A 24936-nucleotide genomic window follows, 5' to 3' on the forward strand; every position below is an offset into this window, starting at 1 on the left:
CCCGCATGGCCGTGTGCGTCAGCCTCGTCGGCATCTCGGCGAGCGCGTTTGCCCTGCCCTCGTTCGAGCAGGTCCACGCCCGCTGGCGCAGTTCCGACTGGGTGCTGCTCGCACGCGACGGCGAACCGCTGCAGCGCACGCGCATCGACAACACCGAGCGGCGCGGCGACTGGGTCGCGCTCGCCGATGTCTCGCCGGCGCTGCGCGAAGCGATCGTGGTGTCGGAAGACAAACGCTTCTACGAGCATAGCGGCGTCGACTGGCGCGGCGCGGCCGGCGCCGCGTGGGCCAATCTGTGGAATACGCGTACGCGCGGCGCCTCGACCGTGACGATGCAGTTGACGGGTCTGCTCGACGACGACCCGCAACGTTCAGGACAACGTTCGATTGCGCAGAAAGCCGGTCAGGCGGTCAATGCGCTGTGGCTCGAGCGGACCTGGCGCAAGGACCAGATCCTCGAGGCCTATCTGAATCTGGTGCCGTTTCGCGGCGAGACGATCGGCTTGTCGGCGATCTCGATGACGCTGTTCGGCAAAGCGCCCTCCGGGCTCGACGAACGCGAAGCGGCGGTCGCCGCTGCGCTGATCCGCGCACCGAACGCCCCCTACGCAAAGGTCGGCGCACGCGCCTGCCGGATTCTGCGCGATATGCAGGCGGGCAGCCAATGCGCGAATCTCGGCGGCTTCGTGCAACTGGCATTCGCCCGTCCCGCCCCCGCTTCACTGTCGCTTGCAACCGACAACGAGTCGCTCGCGCCGCATTTCGCACGGCGCGTGGCGGCCGAGGTGCATCCGATGGCCGGCGACCGCGTCACGTCGACGCTCGACGCGAACCTGCAACGCTTCGCACGCGACACGCTCACCCGCACCCTGCTCGAACTGAACGCGCGCGCGCATCCACGCAACGTGCAGGACGGCGCGGTCGTGGTGCTCGATAACGCGACCGGTGAGGTACGTGCCTGGGTCGGCTCGTCGGGTGCGCTATCCGGCGCCCGCGAGGTGGATGCGGTACTCGCGCTGCGCCAGGCCGGCTCGACGCTCAAGCCATTCCTGTACGCTCAGGCGCTCGACGAGCGGCGGCTCACTACGGCGTCGCTGCTCAACGACGCGCCGCTCGATCTGGCCACCGGTGGCGGCCTGTACATTCCGCAGAATTACGACAAGGACTTCAAGGGCTGGGTCAGCGTGCGCACGGCGCTCGGTTCGTCGCTGAACGTGCCGGCGGTGCGCACGCTGGTGATGGTGACGCCGCACCGCTTTGCGAAGACGCTTACCGCACTCGGATTACCGCTCACGCAAAGCGGCGACTATTACGGCTTTAGCCTCGCGCTCGGCAGCGCCGACGTCACCCTGCTCGCGCTGACCAACGCGTACCGCGCTCTCGCGAATGGCGGTGTCGCTGCGCCCACCGTGGATCTGCCGCGCCGTCCCGGCGCGCCGGCTGACGGGCAGAATAAAGCAGGAGCGAAGACAAGCCAGCGTGTCTTCAGCGCCGACGCCAGCTATATCATCACCACCGTCCTCGCGGACAACAACGCGCGCACCCGTACCTTCGGCTTCGACAGCCCGCTCGCCACGCGCTTCTTCTCCGCCGTCAAAACCGGCACCAGCAAAGACATGCGCGATAACTGGACGATCGGCTTCACCTCCCGCTATACGGTGGGCGTGTGGGTCGGCAATGCGGACGGCACGCCAATGTGGGACGTCTCGGGTGTGACCGGCGCAGCGCCGGTGTGGGCCGCGCTCGTCGGTTATCTGCATCGGCGTTTGCCGAGCTCGCCGCCGGCCATGCCGCCCGGCGTGATCGAGACGCGTGTCACGTTTGAAAACAACGCGGAGCCCTCACGCAACGAGTGGTTCTTGCGCGGCACCGAGACCCCGCTGGTCGGACTGGCAGCGGATGCGGACGCCGCCGCGCGCCGGGTCTCGACACGCGGCGCGGCGCAGATCGGCACGCCGACCGACGGCACGATCTTCGCGCTCGACCCCGATATTCCCGCGGCGCGCCAGCGTATTTCATTCGAGCGCGCGAGCGGCGCCTCGACGCTCAGTGCATGGCGGCTCGACGGCAAGACGCTCGGCCATGCCTCACGGGTGCCGTGGCTGCCCTGGCCTGGGCATCACCTGCTGGAACTCGTCAATGCCGATGACAGCGTCGCCGATGCGGTGCACTTCGAAGTGCGCGGCGCGGTGGCGCGCACCGCCCAGGCACCCGGCGCATCAAAACCGCCTCCAAAATAGGCAAAAGGTTTAAATACTGTCCAAGTGATTTACTTGTCACGAATCGATCGGTATAAATCGTCGGCTTTCGTCAAAAGGGTGGGCAATTTATCCTATGCTTAAGCGCAGTCTGCCTGAGCATCGCCCTGCCGTATCGCGACACCCCTGCCGCACTACGTCCGCTGCCGCGCAACCGCGCGGCGTTTTCACCCGCCGGCGTCTGAACAGAACGCTGGCATTCAAGAGAGACCGTCATGAGCCTACTCGACACCCTCGGATCCCTGCTCGGCCAGTCGCCCGAAGGCGGCGGCAACCAGCAGGCCCTCATCAGCACCGCGCTTGAATTCGTCAACAATCAGCCGGGTGGCCTGAACGGCCTGATCCAGCAGTTCAAGGACAAAGGCGCCGGCGACATCATCAGTTCGTGGGTCGGCAACGGCGAAAATCAGCCGATTTCGGCGGATGCGCTGCATAGCGTGCTCGGCTCGGATACGGTTGCCAATCTCGCGGCCAAGGCCGGCGTGCAGCCCGACCAGGTCACGGGACTGCTGTCGCAGATCCTGCCGCACGTCGTAAATGCGGCCACGCCCAATGGCGAAGTGCCCGCCGCAGGCCAGGTGGATACCAGCAACGTGCTCGGCGCGCTCGGCAGCCTGTCGTCGCTGTTCGGCAAGGGCAACGCGTAACGCCGAATGTATAGACCGCGGCTGCGCCGAGTCAGGCGCGCGGCGGCAAATAAAAAGGGCAACGAATCGCAAGACTCGTTGCCCTTTTTCATGCGTCAGTCAGACGCGGCTCAATCACTACCGCCCTGGCGAACCTGCGGAACTTGCCATACGCGCCACAGATGTAACGCGTGTCGCTCAACCCCGCTTAGTGCACCACGCGGTCGAACACCAGCTTGCCGTCGTCCACTTCGACCGGAATCACATCCTTCGGGCCGAACTTGCCGGCCAGAATCAGCTTCGCGACCGGATTCTCGATCTCCTGCTGGATCGCGCGCTTCAACGGCCGGGCGCCGAACAGCGGGTCGTAGCCGACCTTGCCGATCAACTCCAGCGCTTCATCCGACACCACCATTTGCATGTCGAGCTTCGCGAGCCGCTCTTGCAGCCGTTGCAACTGAATCTTCGCAATCGACTGGATGTTCGAGCGATCGAGCGCATGGAACACCACGACGTCGTCGATCCGGTTGAGGAATTCGGGGCGGAAATGCAGCTTCACTTCTTCCCACACCGCATCCTTCACGGCTTCCTGCGGCTCGCCGACCATCGACTGGATCACCTGCGAACCGAGGTTCGAGGTCATCACGATCACCGTGTTCTTGAAGTCCACAGTACGACCCTGGCCATCGGTCATGCGGCCATCGTCGAGCACCTGCAGCAGCACGTTGAACACATCCGGGTGAGCCTTCTCGATCTCGTCGAGCAGGATCACGCTGTACGGTTTGCGGCGCACGGCTTCGGTCAGGTAACCGCCTTCCTCATAGCCGACGTAGCCCGGCGGCGCGCCGATCAGCCGCGCGACGCTGTGCTTCTCCATGAACTCGCTCATGTCGATGCGGATCAGGTGATCTTCCGAATCGAACAGGAACGACGCCAGCGCCTTGCACAGTTCGGTCTTGCCCACGCCCGTCGGGCCGAGGAACAGGAACGAGCCGTACGGACGGTTCGGATCGGCGAGACCCGCACGCGAACGGCGGATCGCATCGGCCACCGCCGAGATCGCTTCGTCCTGGCCGACCACGCGGTCGTGCAGTTTTTCTTCGATCTGCAGCAGCTTTTCGCGCTCGCCCTGCATCATCCGCGACACCGGAATGCCGGTTGCGCGCGACACCACTTCGGCGATTTCCTCCGCCCCCACTTGCGTGCGCAAGAGACGCGGACGGGTCGGATTGTTCTGCTCGCGCGCTTCGGCCTGGGTGACTTCCTTCAGTTGCGCTTCGAGCCCCGGCAGCTTGCCGTACTGCAGTTCGGCGACCTTCTCCAGCTTGCCTTCGCGTTGCAACCGAATGATTTCCGCGCGGGTCTTCTCGATCTCTTCCTTCAGTTGCGCACTGCCCTGCACCGCGGCCTTTTCGGCGGTCCAGATTTCTTCGAGGTCCGAATATTCGCGGTTCAGGCGCTCGATTTCTTCCTCGATGAGTTGCAGGCGCTTCTGCGACGCTTCGTCCTTTTCCTTCTTGACGGCTTCGCGCTCGATCTTCAGCTGGATCAGACGGCGGTCGAGCCGGTCCATCTCTTCGGGCTTCGAATCGATTTCCATCTTGATCTTCGAGGCAGCCTCGTCGATCAGGTCGATGGCCTTGTCCGGCAGGAAACGGTCGGTGATATAGCGATGCGACAGTTCCGCCGCCGCGACGATTGCCGGGTCGGTGATATCCACGCCGTGGTGCAGCTCATATTTTTCCTGCAAACCGCGCAGAATGGCGATGGTCGCTTCCACCGAAGGCTCGTCGACCAGCACTTTCTGGAAGCGCCGCTCGAGCGCCGCGTCCTTCTCGATGTACTTTCGATATTCGTCGAGCGTGGTGGCGCCAACGCAGTGCAGCTCACCGCGCGACAAAGCCGGCTTGAGCATGTTGCCCGCGTCCATGGCCCCTTCGGCCTTGCCCGCGCCCACCATGGTGTGGATTTCGTCGATAAAGACGATGGTCTGGCCTTCGTCCTTGGCGATATCGTTGAGCACGGCTTTCAGGCGCTCTTCGAATTCACCGCGGTACTTGGCGCCGGCCAGCAATGCCGCCATATCGAGCGAGAGCACGCGCTTGCCCTTGAGCGTCTCCGGCACTTCGCCGTTGACGATACGCTGCGCGAGCCCTTCGACGATGGCGGTCTTGCCCACGCCCGGCTCGCCGATCAGCACCGGATTGTTCTTGGTACGGCGCTGCAGGATCTGGATCGACCGGCGGATCTCGTCGTCACGGCCAATCACCGGGTCGAGCTTGCCCGCGCGGGCGCGCTCGGTCAGATCGACGGTGTACTTCTTCAGCGCTTCGCGCTGGCTTTCGGCGTCCTGGCTGTGCACCTGCGAACCACCGCGCACGGCGGCAATCGCCGATTCCAGCGACTTGCGCGACAGGCCATGCTGACGCGCGAGGCGCCCGGCCTCGCCCTTGTCGTCGGCGACCGCGAGCAGGAACATCTCGCTGGCAATAAACGTGTCGTTGAGCTTCTGCGCTTCCTTGTCAGCCTGATTTAGCAGGCCAGTCAGATCGCGGCCAATCTGGACGTTGCCATCCGTGCCCTGGACCTGCGGCAAACGTGTGATGGCGTCATTCAGCGCGGTTTGCAGCGCCTGAACATGCACCCCAGCGCGCGATAGCAGCGAGCGCGCCGAGCCGTCCTGTTGGGCGACCAGCGCCGCGAGCAGGTGGACCGGCTCGATGTACTGATTGTCATGGCCGACGGCCAGACTCTGCGCATCCGCCAACGCTTCCTGGAATTTAGTGGTGAGCTTGTCGACTCTCATCAAGAGACCTCCAATTTTCGAATATCACCAAAATGAGGCGTTTTTTGCGGGTTTCAAGCGCTTTTTTGCATCCGACAACAAGTATTTAACAATTGAGACGAACAACCGCCTGTTCCGGTCAATCGGCCGGCGCCGCCTCGCCGTCGCCGGGAACGGCCAGCGAGATCGGAATGATCGGCCCAATGCCGAGCAGCGCCGCCAAGGGACCTTTAGGCTCAGCCAGCTCCCCGATCGTATGCCGGTCGAGTTCGGACAGAAATGCATGGCGTGCCACCTCCAGCACCCCCTTCAAGCGGCATTGCGACTGGATCACGCAATGCCGGTGGCTGCCGCGCTCGTCGGGAAAACAGCCCACCAGCGCGAAATCGCTTTCGGTTGCCCGCACTACCTCGCCCACCGTCAGCGAGCCCGAGTGCTCGAAGAGCCGCAGGCCGCCGTTGCGGCCGCGCACGGTTTCGACCCAGCCGAGTTCGCCGAGCCGTTGTACGACCTTCATCAAATGGTTTTTCGAAATGCCGTATGCATCCGAGATATCCTGGATCGTCGACAAGCCTTCGCCGCGTACTGCCAGATATAGCATGACGCGTAGTGAATAATCCGTGTAGTCGGTCAGTCTCATAGTTGCACAGTCTTGAAGGGCGACGACGATCCGCTAGAAGACCTTGTCGGCGCGAGGGTTGTCGGCCTGGCCGCGACGCCATAACATGCGGGAGTTGTGCATGTTAAATCGCGGACTTTCCGTAATCTTTCTCATTCTGAATGGTATCGTTTGCGAGCGCGTTGTTTTTCTGATTAACGCGATTGGAACACGTATTTTCGTGAGGCCCCTCGCGTCCGAGTTTCTCCGTGGTCACCGCATGAACCCAACCTTTACGCCAGCGGCTGCTGCGCCGCGACACGCCGTACCCGACGAAACCAATATCCGCGAACTCGTGTACGCGTTTTACGACCGGGTGCGTGCCGATTCACTGCTCGGTCCGGTCTTCGAGCAAACACTGGCAGGACGCTGGGACGAGCATCTGCCCAAGATGTGCACGTTCTGGGCGAGCCTCGTGCTCGGCGCGAAACAATATCGCGGTAATGTGCAACAGGCGCACCAGCCGTTGCCCGGCATCGAGCCGCAGCATTTCAGTCACTGGCTGTATCTCTTTCTCGATACGGTGGAGTCACGCTACGAACCCGCGGCCGCGATCCGTTTCATGGAACCGGCTTTGCGCATCGCACAAAGCCTGCAATTGAGCCGCTTTGGGTGGGACTACACGATACCGGCGGAGCAACAGGCATTGCTGGAGCGGGTTGCGCCGCCCAAACGCGAGCGCGACGAACATGTCCGCGCACACGCTGCGGCACAACCAGCGGCAAGCACGCGCGGCGAGCCGTTTCCGGCGAAGATCATCGGGCAGTCAAGCGGGGACTGAAGCAGCGCGACGCCAGCGAACTCGGCGCGCCGCGAGACGCGTTATTCGGTCTTCGCGGTCTTCGCGGGCTTCGTATCGATCGGGGCAATACCCCAACGCGCGAGCGCGGCGTCATCGGTGACGCGGGCGTCGACCCAGCGCTCGCCCTGCTCGGTCTTTTCCTTCTTCCAGAACGGCGCCGCGGTTTTCAGGTAGTCCATCACGAACTCGCACGAGGCAAACGCATCGCCGCGATGCGCCGCGGTGGTCGCCACCAGTACGATCTGATCGAGCGGCAGCAGCTTGCCGACCCGGTGGATGATCAGCACCTCGATGCCCGGCCAGCGCCCACGTGCGGCCTCGACGATCGCCGCAAGCGACTTCTCCGTCATGCCCGGATAGTGCTCGAGCTCCATGGTTTCCACGGCGCTGCCGTCGTTCAGATCGCGCACCGTGCCGACAAAGCAGGCCACCGCGCCGATCTTCGGGTTTTGCGCGCGCAAGGCCGCCACTTCAGTGGTGAGGTCGAAGTCTTCTGTCTGGACGCGAACGGTCATGGCATCTTCCCTTATTAGCCCTTAGCCGCCGGTGACAGGCGGAAAGAACGCCACTTCGCAGCCGTCGGTAATGCGCGTGCCGGCGTCGGTCATCTCGTGGTTGCAGGCCATGCGCAGCGCGCGGCCCTCGGCGAGCGTCTCCGCCCAGATGCCGCCGCGCACGCGCAGCCACATCCGCACGTCGCCCACGGTGGCGACGCTGTCGGGCACCTGGACCGTCTCTTCGGCCGTACCGAGCGCTTCGCGCACGCTGGCAAAATACTTCAGATCAATCTTCATTGGGCTCGCCGCCGGATGCTACCGGCGTCAGTTCAACAGTTCGGAAAACGGAATAAAGCGCACGGTCTCGCCAGCGCTGATTGCGTGATTGGGTGGATTATCGATCAGGCCGTCGCCCCACACCGTCGAAGTCAGCACGGCCGAGCTCTGGTTCGGAAACAGATCGAGACCGCCCGCCGGATTGACGCGCGCGCGCAGGAATTCGTTGCGCCGGTCGGCTTTGGATTGCGTGAAATCGGCGCGCAGCGACAGCGCGCGCGGTGTGACGGTGCGCACACCGGACAGGCGCAGTACGAACGGCCGCACGAATAGCAGGAAGGTGACGAAGCTCGACACCGGATTGCCCGGCAGGCCGATGAAGAAGGTTTCGGCCGCACCCTCAGCGCCCGCTGCACGCCGCACCGCGCCGAACGCGAGCGGCTTGCCCGGCTTCATGGCGATCTGCCACATCGACAGGCGCCCTTCCGCCTCGACGGCCGGCTTGACATGGTCTTCCTCGCCCACCGAAACGCCGCCGCAGGTGAGGATCAGGTCGTGCGCCTGCGCGGCTTCGCGCAAGGTCTCACGGGTCGCGTCGAGCCGGTCGGCGACGATGCCGTAATCGGTCACGTCGCAGCCGAGCTTTTCGAGCAGCCCGCGCAGCGTGAAGCGATTCGAGTTGTAAATGGCGCCGGGCTTGAGCGGCTCGCCGGGCATGGTCAGCTCGTCGCCGGTGAAGAACACCGCCACCTTGACGCGCCGTACCACCGGCAGTTCCGCGCAACCGACCGATGCCGCCAGCCCCAAAGCCTGCGGGGTCAAGCGCGTACCCGCCGGCAAGATCACCGAGCCGCTGCGGATGTCCGCGCCCTGCGCCGTGATCCACTCGCCGGCCTTCGGCATATGCAGGATCGTCACCGCGTCGCCGCTGGCTTCAGTCTGCTCCTGCATGACGATCGCATCGGCGCCCGGCGGCACCGTCGCGCCGGTGAAAATGCGTGCTGCCGTGCCGGCCGCGAGCGGCTGCGGCGCGTGACCGGCCGGGATGCGCTGCGAGACCGGCAAGCGCCGCTCGCCCTGGGTGAGGTCGGCAATCCGCACCGCGTAACCGTCCATCGCGCTGGTGTTCATCGGTGGCACGTCGAGCGGCGAAATCACGTCGGCGGCCAGCACGCGGTTCAGCGCAGCCAGGGTAGGCACCGTTTCTGTGCCGGCCACCACGGTCGCTGCGCCGAGCAGCGTGGCGAGGGCGTCGGCAGTCGAGAGCATCGGGGCGCGGGGCGCGGCAGGCGCGGATGAAATGGGCGTGGACATCGAGGGGAAGGCCCGCAGAACGGAAAAGAATATTGTAGCGGGCTGTGGGGATAGCCGGGGTGGCCCCGCCTTATGGACAGGTTTTGCAAAGGCGCCGGGAAAGCGGGGGCCGCGCCAAAAGCACAACGGCCATGGCGGGCGTCCCTGCCAGCAGGGGCTGCACCATGGCCGTCGTATCAAGCGTGTCCGAACGAGCAGAGACATCGCGCCAAGCGACGCCTCGTACGGGAGGACGCGAAGCGACCGCCAGGCCGCCTCGTTATGGTCCCGCCACCGCCCCTTGTCGGAGCGTTAAGCGCCCGTATGCGCCACCACGAAGTCCTTCACACGCTGCACGTCCGCCGGCAGCACTTCGAAGCGCTGCGGCAGCGATTCGATCCCGGAGAACGCCGCCGGCCGCTCCGGCTCGCGCAGCAGCGCTTCGCGGATCGTCTCGCCGAACTTGATCGGCTGCGCCGTCTCCAGCACGATCATCGGGATGCCCGGCTGCAGATGCTCGCGCGCCACCTTCAGGCCGTCGGCCGTATGGGTGTCGATCATCGTGTCGTAGCGCTCGAACACGTCGCGGATCGCCTCGACGCGGTCCGCATGGCTGCTGCGGCCCGACACAAAGCCGAACTCCTGGACCCGCGCGAAATCGCCGCTTGCCGCCAGATCGAAGCCGCCCTTCTCTTCGACATCGCGGAACAGTTGCAGCACCCGCGCCGGATCGCGCCCCAGCAGATCGAACACAAAACGCTCGAAGTTCGACGCCTTCGAAATGTCCATGCTCGGGCTGCTGGTGTGATATGTCTCGGCCGCCTTGCGAACACGGTAGATGCCGGTGCGGAAGAACTCGTCGAGCACGTCGTTTTCGTTGGTGGCGACCACCAGCTTCTCGATGGGCAAGCCCATCATCCGCGCAATGTGACCGGCGCAGACATTGCCGAAGTTGCCCGACGGCACCGTGAACGAGACCCGCTGGTCGTTCGACCTGGTCGCAGCGAAATAGCCCTTGAAGTAGTACACGACCTGAGCGACAACGCGCGCCCAGTTGATTGAATTGACCGTGCCGATCTTGTACTTCGCCTTGAACGCGTGATCGTTCGAGACCGCCTTGACGATGTCCTGGCAGTTGTCGAAATTGCCTTCCACAGCCAGGTTGAAAATGTTCGGATCCTGCAGGCTGTACATCTGCGCCGTCTGGAACGCGCTCATCTTCAGGTGCGGCGACAGCATGAAGACGCGAATGCCCTTCTTGCCGCGCATGGCGTATTCGGCCGCGCTGCCGGTATCGCCCGAGGTGGCGCCGAGGATGTTCAGCGTCTCGCCGTTCTTCTCCAGCGCGTACTCGAACAGGTTGCCGATCAACTGCATCGCCATGTCCTTGAACGCCAGCGTCGGACCGTTCGAGAGTTCGAGCAGCGAGAGCGGCGCGCCGTTCTCGACACCCAGCGTCTTGAGCGGCGTGATCTGCTCGGCGCTTTCGTCGTCGCGCACGTTGCAGTAAGTCGCCGCCGTGTAGGTGCGGCGCGTGAGCATGCGCAGGTCTTCGGCGGGAATGTCGTCGCTGAATTTCGACAGAATCTCGAAGGCGAGATCCGCATACGGCAGCGTGCGCCAGCGCGTCAGTTCGTCGGCCGTTACCCGCGGATATTCCGCGGGCAGGTACAAGCCGCCATCGCTGGCGAGACCGCCCAGCAGGATGTTGGAAAACGTATGGCGCTCGCCGGCTCCGGCGCCGCGCGTGGAAAGGTAGTTCATATCAGTCTCTGGCCTAGTTCAGCGCTTCCATGCGCAGCTTGGTCACTTGCGAAACGACGGTCTTCAGTGCTTCGATGTTCTTGATGGCCGCGTTCACGTGCTTTTCGACGGTTTCGTGCGTGATCAGGATGATGTCGGTCTCGCCCTTGCCGTTGGCGTCGACCTGCTCCGACTCCTTCTGCAACAGCGCGTCGATCGAGATGCCCGTGTCGGCGAGGATGCGGGTGATATCGGCGAGCACGCCGGTCACGTCCGCCACCCGCAGGCGCAGGTAGTAGCCGCTCGTCACTTCGTCGATCGGCAGGATCGGCGTGTTCGACAGGCTGTCCGGCTGGAACGCCAGATGCGGCACGCGATGCTCCGGGTCGGCGGTATGCAGACGCGTCACGTCGACCAGATCCGCCACCACGGCCGAAGCCGTCGGTTCAGCGCCCGCGCCCTTGCCGTAGTACAGCGTGGTGCCGACCGCGTCGCCATGCACGACCACCGCGTTCATCGCGCCTTCCACGTTCGCCAGCAGGCGTTTTTCCGGAATCAGCGTCGGATGCACGCGCAGTTCGATGCCTTTATCCGTGCGGCGCGCAATGCCCAGCAGTTTGATACGGTAGCCGAGTTCTTCCGCATATTTGATGTCGATCGCCGCCAGCTTGCTGATGCCCTCGACGTAAGCCTTGTCGAACTGCACCGGCACGCCGAACGCGATCGCGCTCATGATGGTCGCCTTGTGGGCGGCGTCCACACCTTCGATATCGAAAGTCGGATCGGCTTCGGCGTAGCCCAGTTCCTGGGCGGCCTTCAGCGCGGTCGCAAAGTCGAGCCCGCGGTCGCGCATCTCTGACAGGATGTAGTTCGTCGTGCCGTTGATGATGCCGGCAATGTACTGGATCCGGTTGGCCGTCAGCCCTTCGCGCAGCGCCTTGATGATCGGAATGCCGCCGGCTACCGCCGCTTCGAACGACACCATCACGCCGTTGGCGCGCGCCGCTTCGAAGATTTCGGTGCCGTGCACCGCGAGCAGCGCCTTGTTGGCCGTCACCACGTGCTTGCGGTTGGCGATGGCGCGCAGCACCAGTTCGCGCGCAATGCCCGTGCCGCCGATCATTTCCGCGACGATGTCGATCGACGGATCGTTCACCACGGCGTCGAAGCTATCGGTGATCTCCACCGTGCCGGCCGCGCTGCCGAGCGCCGCCGTGGCCTTGGCCGGATTGCGCACGGCAATGCGCACAATCTCGATGCCGCGCCCGGCGCGTCGTTTGATTTCTTCCTGGTTGCGGCGCAGTACCGTGAAGGTGCCGCTGCCCACCGTGCCGAAGCCCAGCAGTCCAACTTTGATCGGTTCCATGCAGCGTGTGTTTTCGAGTAAGGATTAAGGGAAACGTTTGTCAGCGTCTACTGTAGTCAGGCCGCGTGACGTTTGCGGTAGCCGTCGAGGAAGCGGGCGATCCGGTTGATCGAATCGGCCAGGTCGTCGACATTCGGCAAAAACACGACACGGAAGTGATCCGGCGTCTTCCAGTTGAAACCCGTGCCTTGCACGAGCAGCACCCGTTCGGCCAGCAGTAGCTCCAGGATGAACTGCTGGTCATCTTCGATCGGATACATTTTCGGGTCGAGGCGCGGGAACATGTACAGCGCCGCTTCCGGCTTCACGCAGGTGACGCCGGGAATCGCCGTCAGCATGTCATACGCGAGTTGGCGCTGTTTGTACAGGCGGCCACTCGGCACGATCAGGTCGTTGATGCTCTGATAGCCGCCCAGCGCGGTCTGGATCGCATACTGGCCGGGCACGTTCGGGCACAGGCGCATCGAGGCGAGGATGCCGAGTCCCTCGAAATAATCCTTGGCACGGCGGCGGTTGTCGCCCGTCAACCCGGAGATGAACATCCAGCCGGCGCGATAGCCGCACGAGCGGTAGCTCTTGGACAGGCTGTTGAAGGTCACCGTCAGCACGTCTTCGGAGAGCGCCGCCACCGACGTGTGCGTCTTGCCGTCATAGACGATCTTGTCGTAGACCTCGTCGGCGAAGATCACAAGGCCGTGCTGGCGCGCAATCTCGATCAGGCCGAGCAGCAGTTCGTCCGAGTACAGCGCGCCGGTCGGGTTGTTCGGGTTGATGACCACCAAAGCGCGCGTGTTCGGCGTGATCCTGGCGCGGACATCGTCCAGATCCGGCATCCAGCCGTTCGATTCGTCGCAGATGTAGTGCACCGGCGTGCCGCCCGACAGGCTCACGCCGGCCGTCCACAGCGGATAGTCCGGCGCGGGCAGCAACACTTCGTCGCCGTCGTTGAGCAGGCCCTGTAGCGCCATCACGATCAGTTCCGAGGCGCCGTTGCCGATGTAGATATCGTCCAGCTCGACACCATGCACGCCCTTTTGCTGGGTGTAATGCATGATCGCCTTGCGTGCGGCGAACACCCCTTTCGAGTCGGAATAGCCCGACGAGCCCGGCAGATTCAGGATCATGTCCTGAATGATCTCGTCGGGCGCCTCGAAGCCGAACGGCGCGAGATTGCCGATGTTCAGCTTGATGATGCGATGGCCTTCTTCTTCGAGCCGCTTCGCATGTTCGAGGACAGGCCCGCGGATGTCGTAGCAGACGTTCAACAACTTGTTGGATTTTAGAATCGGTTTCACGGCGGGCACTTCATCCTGGGTGAGTAAGGGGCTGCCAGCAACACCGGTTGCGGGCTGGGAAGCATCTGAATGCGGAGCGGCCGATTCATGCGCGCTCCCGCGGACTTGTCTGATTGGCGCTCGCGGCGGATTGCGCCGGGTGCGGCCAAGGTGCTGAAAGGGAAATATCCAGGGCACCCTAAGGGGTCTCAGGGAACCCTCAGGGAACCTTAAGCGGCGCCTGGTAAGCTGCCTGGCGATGCGCTGACCCGGTGCATTGCCCAGTGTCGGGCAGCAGCTTCGAGTGCGGCTTATGGCGGCACACGAAGCGGGGGGCGCCGCTCCCCGGCTAAAAAGTTATAATTTAGCGGATTTTGGCCGACTTCCGCAATGCACCAAGTGCATGCGGAAGCCCTTTCGGCCCCCTCGTATCCATTGCGCGACGCCTTTCCGACAGGTTTTGGGGGCACTCAACTCGGCAAGAACGACTTCGGAACACGAATTTGAAATTACACCAGGATTCGAGCGGCGCCCTGAACACTGTGACCGGCTACGGCGCCGGCTATGTCGAAATCAATCTGCAGCGCCACCAGGGCAGCATCCTCGTGATGCCCGAGGCAGCCGTCATTCCTTGGCCGGTGGCTTCGTTCGAAGCGCTGACCCCGGAGCATTTCGCGATGCTGGTCGAACCAGCGCCCGAAGTGGTCATTTTCGGCAGCGGCGAACGGCTGCGTTTTCCACATCCGCGGCTCACCGCGGCGCTCGCGGCTCATCGGATCGGTGTCGAGACGATGGACTTCAAGGCCGCCTGCCGCACCTACAACATTCTGATGGCCGAGGGCCGCAAGGTTGCGGCCGCCTTGCTGATCGAAGCGTAAGCGGCGCAATTCACCTGCTGCCTGATCGCGCGGCGCCGCGTCAGTATCGTAAACTGCGCGTCAGCCGCCGACGGTGGGCCTTGGCAGATCCCGCCGCGCGACTCGCCGTCCGCAGCCGGCCGAAAGCGGCCCTCCGCAGCCGGTCGCCCGCAACAGGCGCTCCGCTCCTAACAACACCGACACGCCGCGTGAGCGGCGTCGCAAAAGAACAGGCTAACCACCCATGAACGATACGCCGTCCCGGCTACCGCTCAACCGCACCGCCCTCCTGCTGCTGGTGCTCGCCCTTGCCCTGATCTGGTTCGTGCCGCTCGGCTGGCGCCATCTGCTGCCGAGCGACGAGGGCCGCTACGCCGAAATGGCGCGCGAGATGTTCGTCACCGGAGACTGGATCACGCCGCGCTACAACGGCTACAAGTACTTCGAGAAGCCGCCGCTGCAAACCTGGTTGAATGCGCTGACCTTCGCGTGGTTCGGCATCGGCGAATGGCAGGCGCGGCTCTACACGGCGCTTACTGGCTTCGCGGGCGTCCTGCTGCTCGGCTACACCGGCGCACGCGTGTTCAACGCCGCCACCGGTGTGTTCGCCGCGATCGTGCTGGCGACCTCGCCGTACTGGAACCTGATGGGCCACTTCAACACGCTGGACATGGGCCTGTCGTTCTGGATGGAGCTGACGCTGTGTGCGCTGTTGCTGGCCCAGCGCCCCAACCTGCCTACCGGGCAGGTGCGCCTGTGGATGTGGATCTGCTGGGCGTCGATGGCGCTGGCGGTGCTCTCCAAGGGCCTGATCGGCGTGATCCTGCCGGGCGCGGTGCTGGTGCTGTACACGCTGATCGCGCGCGACTGGGCGGTCTGGAAACGCCTGCACCTGATCGGCGGCCTGATCCTGTTCTTCGCGATCGCCACGCCCTGGTTCGTGCTGGTGCAGCAACGCAACCCGGAATTCCTGAATTTCTTCTTCATCGTTCAGCAGTTCAAGCGCTATCTGACACCGGAGCAGAACCGCCCGGGCGCGTTCTACTACTTCGTGCCGGTGATCCTGGTGGGCTTCCTGCCGTGGCTGTCGGTGAGCGTGCAGAGCCTGCGTCACGCATTGCGCCTGCCGCGCCAGCCGAACGGCTTCGCCCCGGTCATCATGATGCTGGTGTGGACGGTGTTCATCTTCCTGTTCTTCAGCGCGTCGCATTCGAAGCTGATCTCCTACACGCTGCCGATCGCCCCGGCGCTGGCGCTCCTGATCGGCATGTACCTGCCGCTCGTCACGCCCGCCATGCTGCGCCGCCACCTGGTGGGCTACGCCGTGTTTCTGCTGGTCGCGGCGCTCGGAGCCATGTTGTTCATGGGCCGCCTCGGCGACGCCCGCAACCCCACCGAGCTGTACGTCGCCTACCGTGGCTGGGTAGTGGCCGCGCTCGGCGTGGGCTTCGCGCTCACGCTCGCCGCGCTCTGGCTGAACCGCCGCAGCCGCGGCGGGATCGGCGGCGCGGCCGCCATGTTCGGCGCCGCCTGGCTGCTGCTCGCCACCATCGCCGGCACCGGTCACGACGTGTTCGGCCGCCTGAGTTCCGGCGCCCCGCTCGCCCCGGCCATCAAGGCGGCGCTCGCCAAACTGCCGCCTGACACGCCGTTCTACTCGGTCGGCGTGCTCGATCACACGTTGCCGTTCTATGTCGACCACACGATGATCATGGTCGAACATGCCGACGAGCTGGCATTCGGCGTCTCCGTCGAGCCGCAAAAGTGGGTGCCGACGGTGGCCCAATGGGTGCAGCGCTGGGACGCCGACCGTTATGCGCTCGCGCTGATCCCGCCGGATCGGTACGAACAGCTGCTGGCTCAGCATGTGCCGATGCAGGTCGTCACGCGCGATTCGCGGCGCGTGATTGTCGAAAAGCCCGGCGTCGCCCAGACTGGCGCCGCACCAGCCGATGCGGCCAGCCCGGCCCTGGCAAAACCGCAGCAATGACCCCATATCAGGACCTGAACCCTTGATGAATCCGATTTCGCTCTTTTGTATCCTCGCGGGCGTCGCGCTGAACGCCTGCGCGCAGTTGTTGCTGAAGGCCGGCACGAATGCCGTTGGACACTTCGAATTCACCCGTGCGAACATCCTGCCCATCGGCCTCAAGCTGGCCACGCAATTGCCGATCATCGGCGGGCTGGGCTGCTACGTGATCAGCGTGGCGGTGTGGGTGGTCGGGTTGTCGCGTGTGGATGTGTCGATTGCCTATCCGATGCTGTCGCTCGGTTATGTGGTCAACGCGATCGCCGCCTGGTATCTGTTCGGCGAGGTGCTGTCGATCCAGCGGCTCGTCGGTATCGGCATCATCCTGATCGGCGTGGTCGTACTGGCGCGCAGCTAGGCTGCTACGCCAATGCCGGCTCGCGTGGGCTTATGTCAACGTGGCATGCTGTCTATTACCGTTTATTGCCGGCGAGGCATGCGGCAGGCGTAAGGGGCTGTAAGCACGACGCGCGGGGGACTTAAACTCTCGCATAACGCCGTCCCGTCCTGCCGAAGTATCCTTGCCGGTTTGTCGCCCTTTTTGGTGCCGCCCTATTTCTTTCGAGCGAAGCATTCATGAGCCAGTCATCAGTCCCGTTTTTGCCGTTTGTCCGTCCGGAAATCGATGAAGAGACCATCCAGGGCGTCGCCGAGGTGCTGCGCTCCGGCTGGATCACCACCGGTCCGCAGAACCAGAAGTTCGAAGCCGCGCTGTCGGAATTCTGCGGCGGGCGCCCCGTGCGCACCTTCAATTCCGGCACGGCCACGCTGGAAGTCGGTCTGCGCATCGCCGGCGTAGGCGCTGGCGACGAAGTCATCACCACGCCCGCCTCGTGGGTTTCCACCAGCAATGTGATCTACGAAACGGGTGCGACGCCGGTGTTCGCCGACATCGATCCCATTACCCGCAACATCGATCTGGATCTGCTCGAGAAGGCCATCACGCCGCGCACCAAGGCGATCATCCCGGTGTATCTGTCCGGCCTGCCGGTCGACATGGACCGCCTCTACGCGATCGCCCGCGCCCATAACCTGCGCGTGATCGAAGACGCGGCCCAGGCATTCGGCTCGACCTGGAAAGGCGAGCGCATCGGCAAGCTGGGCGACATCGTCTCGTTCAGCTTCCACGCCAACAAGAACCTGACTTCGATCGAAGGCGGCGCGCTGGTGCTGAACAACGAGGAAGAAGCCATCCTCGCCCAGAAGTACCGCCTGCAGGGCATTACCCGCACGGGCTTCGACGGCATGGACTGCGACGTGCTCGGCGGCAAATACAACCTGACAGATGTGGCCGCGCGCGTCGGCCTTGGCCAGATGCCGCATCTGGAGCGCTTCCTCGCGCAGCGCAAGAAGCTCGTGCGCGCCTACTTTGCGGGTTTCGAAGGCGGCACGGCAGTCAAGCTGGGCATGGGTCTGCCGCTTGCTGACTTTGAAAACAGCAACTGGCACATGTTCCTGATCACGCTGCCGCTCGAAAGACTGTCGATCGACCGCGCCGGTTTCATGGGCCAGTTGAAAGAACGCGGCATCGGTTCGGGCGTACATTACCCGGCGATCCACCTGTTCTCGCTGTACCGCGCGCGCGGCTTCAAGGAAGGGATGTTCCCGCACGCCGAGCGCTACGGCGCCACCACGGTCACGCTGCCGCTCTTCACGCTGATGAACGAAGGCGACGTGGCGCGGGTCTGCCACGCGGTCAATGAAATTTGCGAACAATACGGAAAATAAGCGGAAATGAGTCAAACGGAACATCGCTCTCCGATGTCTGATACGCCGGAAGTCTCGGTCATCATCCCGGTGTACAACGAGGAAGCCGGGCTGGCGGCGCTGTTCGAGCGCCTCTATCCGGCGCTCGACGCGCTCGACACCGGCTATGAAGTGATCTTCATCAACGACGGCAGCCGCGACAAATCCCCCCTGCTGCTGGCCGACCAGTTCCGCAAGCGGCCGGACACCACCCGCGTGATCCTGCTGAACGGCAACTACGGCCAGCACATGGCGATTCTTGCGGGCTTCGAACAGTCGCGCGGCGAGATTGTCATCACGCTCGACGCCGACTTGCAGAACCCGCCGGAAGAAATCGGCAAGCTGGTCGAGAAGATGCGCGAAGGCTACGACTATGTGGGCACGATCCGCCTTCAGCGTCAGGACACCCTGTGGCGCCGCAAGGCTTCGCGTGCGATGAACCGTCTGCGCGAGCGCATCACCCGCATCAAGATGACCGATCAAGGCTGCATGCTGCGCGCCTACAGCCGCCACATCATCGACACGATCAACCGCTGCGGCGAAATCAACACGTTCATCCCGGCGCTGGCCTACACGTTCGCGCAGAACCCGGTTGAGATCGAAGTCGCGCACGAAGAACGCTTTGCCGGCGAATCGAAGTATTCGCTGTATTCGCTGATTCGTCTGAACTTTGACCTCGTCACCGGCTTCTCGGTCGTGCCGCTGCAGTGGCTGTCGTTCATCGGCGTGATCCTCTCGCTCGGCTCCGCTGCGCTGTTCGTGCTGCTGCTGATTCGCCGCTTCATCATCGGGGCGGAAGTACAGGGTGTGTTCACCCTGTTCGCTATCACGTTCTTCTTGCTCGGCGTGATCATCTTCGCGCTCGGGCTGCTCGGCGAGTACATTGGCCGGATCTACCAGCAGGTGCGCGCCCGCCCCCGCTATCTGGTGCAAAAGATTCTCGAACAGCGCAACGGCGCCGCCGTCGCCGAGGCGCCGCGGCAGACCCTGGTGCAGGCCGTCCAGCCCGCGCCGTTCATCGATCAGGGACCGAACTCATGAAGCCACGCGCGGTGGTATTCGCGTATCACAACGTCGGCGTGCGCTGCCTGCAGGTACTGCTCGCGCGCGGCGTCGACGTGGCGCTGGTCGTCACTCACGAGGACAGCCCGACCGAGAACATCTGGTTCGGCAGCGTCGCCTCGGTGGCGGCAAGCTACGGCATTCCCACTGTGACCCCAGCGGATCCGAAGAGCGATGAACTGCGCGCCGCGCTCAGCGCCGCGCGGCCCGACTTCATCTTCTCGTTCTATTACCGCCACATGCTGCCGGTCGAGCTGCTCGCGCTGGCCGCGCGCGGCGCCTACAACATGCACGGCTCGCTGCTGCCCAAGTACCGCGGCCGCGTGCCGACCAACTGGGCGGTGTTGAAGGGTGAAACCGAGACCGGCGCGACCCTGCACGAAATGGCCGCCAAGCCCGATGCGGGCGCGATCATCGCGCAAACGCCGGTGCCGATCCTGCCGGACGACACGGCCGCGCAGGTATTCGACAAGGTGACGGTGGCCGCCGAGCAGACCCTCTGGCGCGTGCTGCCCGCGTTGCTCGCCGGTGAAGCGCCGCATCTGCCGAACGATCTGGCGCACGGCAGCTACTTCGGCGGGCGCAAGCCCGAAGACGGCCGGATCGACTGGAGCCAGCCGGCCCAGGACGTGTACAACCTGATTCGCGCGGTGGCGCCGCCCTATCCCGGCGCCTTCACCGAGATCGACGGCCAGCGGTTTATCGTCGCGCAAGCGCGTCTCGCCCGTCCCGGCGCGCTCCGCTCGGATTTGCCCCTGGGCCTCCACGTAAGCGATAATGCCGTTTTTGCGGTGTGCGGCGATGGCCGCGCCATCGCCATCCACGAATTGCGGCGCCAGCACGATGGCCAAGAGTCCGTCGTCTCCCCTGCCGAATTCACCCAGCTCATTCAATCTTCCCGTCATTCATGAAAAAAGTCCTGATTCTGGGTGTCAACGGCTTCATCGGCCATCACCTGTCCAAACGCATTCTCGAAACGACCGATTGGGAAGTGTTCGGCATGGACATGCAGACCGAGCGCCTCGGCGACCTCGTCAATCACGAGCGGATGCATTTCTTCGAAGGCGATATCACGATCAACAAGGAGTGGGTTGAGTATCACGTCAAGAAGTGCGACGTGATCCTGCCGCTCGTCGCCATCGCCACGCCGGCGACCTACGTGAAGCAGCCGCTGCGCGTGTTCGAACTGGACTTCGAAGCGAACCTGCCGATCGTGCGTTCGGCTGTGAAGTACGGCAAGCATCTCGTGTTCCCGTCCACCTCCGAGGTGTACGGCATGTGCACGGACGAGCAGTTCGACCCGGAAGAGTCACAACTGTCGTACGGCCCGATCAACAAGCCGCGCTGGATCTACGCGTGCTCGAAGCAGTTGATGGACCGCGTGATCTGGGGCTACGGCATGGAAGGCTTGAACTTCACGCTGTTCCGTCCGTTCAACTGGATCGGCCCGGGCCTCGACTCGATCTACACGCCGAAGGAAGGCAGCTCGCGCGTGGTCACGCAGTTCCTCGGCCATATCGTGCGCGGCGAAAACATCAGCCTCGTCGACGGCGGCGCGCAAAAGCGTGCCTTCACGGATATCGACGACGGCATCGGCGCGCTGATGAAGATCATCGAGAACAAGGACGGCGTCGCCACCGGCAAGATCTATAACATCGGCAACCCGACCAACAACTTCTCGGTGCGTGAGCTCGCGCACAAGATGCTGGCGCTCGCCGCGGAATTCCCGGAATACGCGCAAACCGCCAAGCAGGTGCAACTGGTCGAAACCTCGTCGGGTGCGTACTACGGCGCAGGCTATCAGGACGTGCAGAACCGCGTGCCGAAGATCGACAACACGATGCAGGAACTCGGCTGGGCGCCGAAGTCGACCTTCGACGAAGCGCTGCGCAAGATTTTCGAAGCGTACCGCGGCCATGTCGCGGAAGCGCGCGCTCTTGTCGAACAGCAATAATTAAAGGGCTGATCCTTGGCTCGTATCGTTCTGAAGATCGACGTCGACACGCTGCGCGGCACCCGCGAAGGCGTGCCGAATCTCGCCCGCATCTTCGACCGCTTCAAGGCGCGCGCCACCTTCCTGTTCAGCCTCGGGCCCGACCACACCGGTTGGGCGATGCGCCGCGTGCTGCGGCCCGGGTTTCTGCAGAAGGTGTCGCGTACCTCGGTGGTCGAGCATTACGGGATCAAGCAGTTGATGTATGGCGTGCTGCTGCCGGGGCCGGATATCGGTGTGAAAAGCGCCGCGGAAATGCGCGCGATTCACGAAGCCGGCTTCGAATGCGGCATCCACACGTGGGACCACGTTTATTGGCAAGACAACGTGCGTTCGCAAGACCGCGAGTGGACCATCAAGCAGATGCAGAAGAGCTACAACCGGTTCGTCGCGATCTTCGGCGCGCCGCCGGTCACGCACGGTGCGGCGGGCTGGCAGATGAACGGGCATGCATTCGAGCAGATCGACGCGTGGGGCATGCATTACGCGTCCGACGGGCGCGGTCACTCGCCGTATCTGCCGGTGGTCGGCGGCAAGCAACTGTCGCACGTGCAGATGCCCACCACGCTGCCCACGCTCGACGAAGTGCTGGGCGTGGATGGTGTCGATGAGCACAACGTCGCTGCATCGATATTGAAGCGCACCGAAAACAATCCGCACGATCAGGTGTTCACGCTGCACGCGGAACTCGAAGGACAAAAGCTCGCGCCGATTTTCGAGCAACTGCTGGACGGCTGGCGCGCGCAAGGTCACACGTTTGCGACGATGGGCGACTATCACGCCACGCTGGACCGCGACACGCTGCCATCGTACCCTGTCACCTGGGGTGAAATTCCTGGCCGTTCCGGCGAGTTGATCGTCCAGCCGTCGTGAGCCGGTCGCGGTAGACCGGCTCGACTGGCGCCGCTACCTCACAACTAGTCACCTCCCCCTAGCCTCGATGCCAGGTCCGACGATGTCGCCGCAAGGCGGTGTCGCCGGCCATAACAACCGGAGAACCACACGTGCCCATCGCAGTCGACCAACCCGTCCCCGACTTTACCGCCCCCGCAACCGGTGGCGATATCACGCTGTCCAGTCTTCGGGGCAAGAAGGTGGTGCTGTATTTCTACCCGAAGGACAACACGCCGGGCTGCACGACCGAAGGTCTCCAGTTCCGCGACCTGTATCCCAAGTTCAAGAAGGCCGGCGCCGAAATCCTCGGCGTCTCGCGCGACAGCCTGCGCTCGCATGACAATTTCAAGGCGAAGCTCGAATTACCGTTCCCGCTGATCTCCGATCCGGAAGAAAAGCTCTGCACGCTCTTCAACGTCATCAAAATGAAGAAAATGTATGGCAAAGAAGTACGGGGAATCGAACGATCCACGTTTGTCATCGACAGCGAGGGCGTCCTGCGCCAGGAGTGGCGTGGCGTGAAAGTACCAGGTCATGTCGATGAAATTCTGGAGGCTGTACAAGCGCTGTGAGGCGCGTTATATTGGGCTGCAATGAGTGCCTGCCCACCCCATTCTTTCCGCGGCTGCGCCGCATATCACGCCTCTGTGGTTGAGGCAGTGAGGCGCAACGCGATGACCGAAGTCGAGCCGCTTGCCCCGTTTGCCGGGGCGGCGGCTTTTTTAATTGCGCGAAGCCGTTCATTTCTTCGGCCACGCGCTCTCGTCAAGGAGCCGATCGAAAACCAGGCGAACCGGCATTTCTAGACCGAAAGCGCGCCTCCGGGCGCAAACTGCGTGAGCCTACCCGGCTCACCGGCAGAATGCGACAGGCGGCGCACGATATGTGACCCGATTATTTCGAGGGAAACCATGCCTTTGCCTACCGCACCCAGCAAGCTCGGCAATCTCTTACCGGCTGACGAATACAAGGCCAAAGCCACGCCGGCCCGCTCCGCCAAAAAACAGGCGGTCGAAGGGGAGCAAGCAGAGTCGGCCGATTTCGGCCAAGCCAGCGTCGCCACGCCTATGGCACGCGCGGCCAACGCCGCCACTACCCTGCGGCCGGTTCCAGCCTCTTCTCCTGCCGACACCGTCGAGCAGGCCGCTCCCGCACGCAGCCGCAAAAGCAAACAGACCGCCGCGTTGCTGCAACCGGTGCCGGCGCCTGCAGCCCGTCAGGAATCGGCACGTGCCGAGCCCGCCCAACCTGCAACGGCCGAACCGGTCGTGGCACGCGCCGGCAAGCAGCCGGCCACGAGCGCCACGGCAACCCCGGCGGCAGCGACCCGCGGCAGCGCCAAAAAGCGCAGCGGCGGGGCCGATCAGGTCGAAACCCGCAAGCTGTTCGTGCTCGACACGAACGTGCTGATGCACGATCCGACTTGCCTGTTCCGTTTCGAGGAACACGACGTCTATCTGCCGATGATGACGTTGGAAGAACTCGACAACCACAAGAAGGGCATGTCGGAAGTCGCGCGCAACGCGCGTCAGGTCAGCCGCACGCTGGACGCACTGGTCGCCAACGGCGGCAATATGTCGGACGGCATTTCGCTGTCGCGTCTCGGCAGCCGCGAGGCCGCCGGACGCCTGTATTTCCAGACCAAACTGACGGATATCGAGCCGGTTGAAGGCCTGCCGCAAGGCAAGGCGGACAACCAGATTCTCGGTGTGGTGCGCGCACTGCAACGCGACCGCTCGGACCGCCAGGTCGTGCTGGTGTCGAAAGACATCAACATGCGCATCAAGGCGCATGCGCTGGGCCTGCCCGCTGAAGACTACTTCAACGACCAGGTTCTCGAAGACAAGGACCTGCTCTATTCCGGTATCCGTGCACTGCCGCAGGATTTCTGGACCAAGCATGCCAAGGGCATGGAGAGCTGGCAGGACACCAAGACGGGCACCACGTATTACCGTGTGACCGGGCCGCTGTGCGCCTCGATGCTGGTCAACGAGTTTGTCTATCTGGAGCCGCAGAACGGCGAGCCGGCGTTTCATGCGCTGGTGCGCGAGCTGAACGGCAAGACCGCGTTGCTGCAAACCTTGCGCGACTACGGCCACCACAAGAACAACGTGTGGGGCATCACGGCGCGCAATCGCGAGCAGAATTTCGCGCTCAACCTGCTGATGAATCCGGAGATCGATTTCGTCACGCTGCTTGGCCAGGCCGGTACCGGCAAGACGCTCGTCGCGCTGGCGGCGGGTCTCGCGCAGGTGCTCGACGACAAGCGCTACAACGAGATCATCGTGACGCGGGCGACCGTGCCGGTCGGTGAGGACATCGGCTTTCTGCCGGGTACCGAAGAGGAAAAGATGCAGCCATGGATGGGTGCATTCGACGACAACCTCGAAGTCCTGCAGAAGACCGACGATGCGGCCGGTGAATGGGGGCGTGCAGCCACCCAGGAACTGATCCGCTCGCGCCTGAAGATCAAGAGCATGAACTTCATGCGCGGCCGGACTTTCGTCGACAAGTACCTGATCATCGACGAGGCGCAGAACCTGACGCCCAAGCAGATGAAGACGCTGGTCACGCGCGCCGGTCCGGGCACGAAGATCATCTGTCTGGGCAACATCGCGCAGATCGATACGCCGTATTTGACGGAAGGCAGTTCGGGGCTCACCTACGTGGTGGATCGCTTCAAGGGCTGGGCGCATAGCGGGCATGTGACGCTGGCGCGCGGCGAGCGTTCGCGCCTGGCGGATTACGCGTCCGATATTCTGTAAGCTGCTGAGCGT

General features: G+C 63.7%; 22 protein-coding genes. 14 read left to right on the forward strand and 8 right to left on the reverse strand.

Features of this window, described 5'->3' with window-relative positions; translation table 11 throughout:
* The first annotated feature begins 5 nt into the window (after positions 1-5).
* Both pbpC and BLQ92_RS10095 read left to right on the forward strand, forming a co-directional pair.
* Entirely contained in the window at positions 6-2240 is a 2235-nt protein-coding gene (pbpC, locus tag BLQ92_RS10090; protein WP_090684058.1) for a penicillin-binding protein 1C, read from the forward strand.
* Positions 2241-2473: 233 nt separating this feature from the next.
* Positions 2474-2905, forward strand: a complete 432-nt coding sequence (locus BLQ92_RS10095; protein WP_090683905.1) for a YidB family protein — start codon at positions 2474-2476, stop codon at positions 2903-2905.
* A 187-nt stretch (positions 2906-3092) separates the two neighbouring features.
* Here the strand turns inward: BLQ92_RS10095 and clpB are convergent, their stop codons facing one another.
* Positions 3093-5690: an ATP-dependent chaperone ClpB gene (clpB, locus tag BLQ92_RS10100; protein ID WP_090683907.1), complete on the reverse strand. Its 2598-nt coding sequence runs from the start codon at positions 5688-5690 to the stop codon at positions 3093-3095.
* Between the two features lie 118 nt (positions 5691-5808).
* The gene (locus tag BLQ92_RS10105; RefSeq protein WP_090683909.1) at positions 5809-6309 is read right to left on the reverse strand and encodes an Rrf2 family transcriptional regulator; all 501 of its coding nucleotides are present in this window, start codon (positions 6307-6309) and stop codon (positions 5809-5811) included.
* A gap of 238 nt (positions 6310-6547) precedes the next feature.
* Between BLQ92_RS10105 and BLQ92_RS10110 the strand changes: the two genes are divergently transcribed.
* Complete coding sequence (locus BLQ92_RS10110) at positions 6548-7108, forward strand: group III truncated hemoglobin (RefSeq protein ID WP_090683911.1); 561 nt, start codon at positions 6548-6550, stop codon at positions 7106-7108.
* A 41-nt stretch (positions 7109-7149) separates the two neighbouring features.
* Here the strand turns inward: BLQ92_RS10110 and BLQ92_RS10115 are convergent, their stop codons facing one another.
* The 6 genes from BLQ92_RS10115 to BLQ92_RS10140 all read right to left on the reverse strand — a co-directional run bounded on the left by BLQ92_RS10115 (position 7150) and on the right by BLQ92_RS10140 (position 13608).
* A complete protein-coding gene (locus tag BLQ92_RS10115; RefSeq protein WP_090683912.1) occupies positions 7150-7644 on the reverse strand; it encodes a molybdenum cofactor biosynthesis protein MoaE in 495 nt (164 codons plus the stop codon).
* Positions 7645-7665: 21 nt separating this feature from the next.
* Positions 7666-7923 carry a molybdopterin converting factor subunit 1 gene (gene moaD / locus BLQ92_RS10120; RefSeq protein WP_090683914.1) on the reverse strand — a complete coding sequence of 86 codons (258 nt, stop codon included), beginning with the start codon at positions 7921-7923 and terminating at the stop codon, positions 7666-7668.
* A gap of 27 nt (positions 7924-7950) precedes the next feature.
* On the reverse strand, positions 7951-9171 hold the full coding sequence (locus BLQ92_RS10125; protein WP_090683917.1) for a molybdopterin molybdotransferase MoeA: 1221 nt from the start codon (positions 9169-9171) through the stop codon (positions 7951-7953).
* Between the two features lie 336 nt (positions 9172-9507).
* Positions 9508-10959: a threonine synthase gene (thrC, locus tag BLQ92_RS10130; RefSeq protein ID WP_090683919.1), complete on the reverse strand. Its 1452-nt coding sequence runs from the start codon at positions 10957-10959 to the stop codon at positions 9508-9510.
* 13 nt (positions 10960-10972) lie between these two features.
* A complete protein-coding gene (locus BLQ92_RS10135; RefSeq protein ID WP_090683921.1) occupies positions 10973-12304 on the reverse strand; it encodes a homoserine dehydrogenase in 1332 nt (443 codons plus the stop codon).
* Between the two features lie 56 nt (positions 12305-12360).
* The gene (locus BLQ92_RS10140; RefSeq protein WP_090683923.1) at positions 12361-13608 is read right to left on the reverse strand and encodes a pyridoxal phosphate-dependent aminotransferase; all 1248 of its coding nucleotides are present in this window, start codon (positions 13606-13608) and stop codon (positions 12361-12363) included.
* Between the two features lie 473 nt (positions 13609-14081).
* Between BLQ92_RS10140 and BLQ92_RS10145 the strand changes: the two genes are divergently transcribed.
* From BLQ92_RS10145 to BLQ92_RS10190, 11 genes are all read left to right on the forward strand, one after another.
* A complete protein-coding gene (locus BLQ92_RS10145) occupies positions 14082-14456 on the forward strand; it encodes an Mth938-like domain-containing protein (protein ID WP_090683925.1) in 375 nt (124 codons plus the stop codon).
* 223 nt (positions 14457-14679) lie between these two features.
* Positions 14680-16425 carry a glycosyltransferase family 39 protein gene (locus BLQ92_RS10150; RefSeq protein ID WP_090683927.1) on the forward strand — a complete coding sequence of 582 codons (1746 nt, stop codon included), beginning with the start codon at positions 14680-14682 and terminating at the stop codon, positions 16423-16425.
* Between the two features lie 25 nt (positions 16426-16450).
* Positions 16451-16822 carry a DMT family transporter gene (locus BLQ92_RS10155; protein WP_090683929.1) on the forward strand — a complete coding sequence of 124 codons (372 nt, stop codon included), beginning with the start codon at positions 16451-16453 and terminating at the stop codon, positions 16820-16822.
* 218 nt (positions 16823-17040) lie between these two features.
* Positions 17041-18192, forward strand: a complete 1152-nt coding sequence (locus BLQ92_RS10160; RefSeq protein WP_090683931.1) for a DegT/DnrJ/EryC1/StrS family aminotransferase — start codon at positions 17041-17043, stop codon at positions 18190-18192.
* 6 nt (positions 18193-18198) lie between these two features.
* Positions 18199-19251, forward strand: a complete 1053-nt coding sequence (locus BLQ92_RS10165; protein ID WP_090683933.1) for a glycosyltransferase — start codon at positions 18199-18201, stop codon at positions 19249-19251.
* Positions 19248-20183, forward strand: coding sequence for a formyltransferase (locus BLQ92_RS10170; protein ID WP_090683935.1), 936 nt, complete (start codon positions 19248-19250; stop codon positions 20181-20183). Before BLQ92_RS10165 ends, BLQ92_RS10170 begins: the two co-directional genes overlap by 4 nt.
* Entirely contained in the window at positions 20180-21226 is a 1047-nt protein-coding gene (locus BLQ92_RS10175; protein WP_090683937.1) for a bifunctional UDP-4-keto-pentose/UDP-xylose synthase, read from the forward strand. The genes BLQ92_RS10170 and BLQ92_RS10175 overlap by 4 nt, the downstream gene beginning before the upstream one ends.
* A gap of 15 nt (positions 21227-21241) precedes the next feature.
* Positions 21242-22138 carry a polysaccharide deacetylase family protein gene (locus BLQ92_RS10180; RefSeq protein WP_090683938.1) on the forward strand — a complete coding sequence of 299 codons (897 nt, stop codon included), beginning with the start codon at positions 21242-21244 and terminating at the stop codon, positions 22136-22138.
* Positions 22139-22269: 131 nt separating this feature from the next.
* Positions 22270-22731: a peroxiredoxin gene (locus tag BLQ92_RS10185; protein WP_090683940.1), complete on the forward strand. Its 462-nt coding sequence runs from the start codon at positions 22270-22272 to the stop codon at positions 22729-22731.
* Between the two features lie 102 nt (positions 22732-22833).
* On the forward strand, positions 22834-22965 hold the full coding sequence (locus BLQ92_RS41070) for a hypothetical protein (protein ID WP_279607915.1): 132 nt from the start codon (positions 22834-22836) through the stop codon (positions 22963-22965).
* Positions 22966-23070: 105 nt separating this feature from the next.
* Positions 23071-24924: a PhoH family protein gene (locus tag BLQ92_RS10190; RefSeq protein ID WP_090683942.1), complete on the forward strand. Its 1854-nt coding sequence runs from the start codon at positions 23071-23073 to the stop codon at positions 24922-24924.
* Positions 24925-24936: the final 12 nt, after the last annotated feature.

The organism is Paraburkholderia phenazinium (assembly GCF_900100735.1).
Lineage (GTDB): Bacteria > Pseudomonadota > Gammaproteobacteria > Burkholderiales > Burkholderiaceae > Paraburkholderia > Paraburkholderia phenazinia.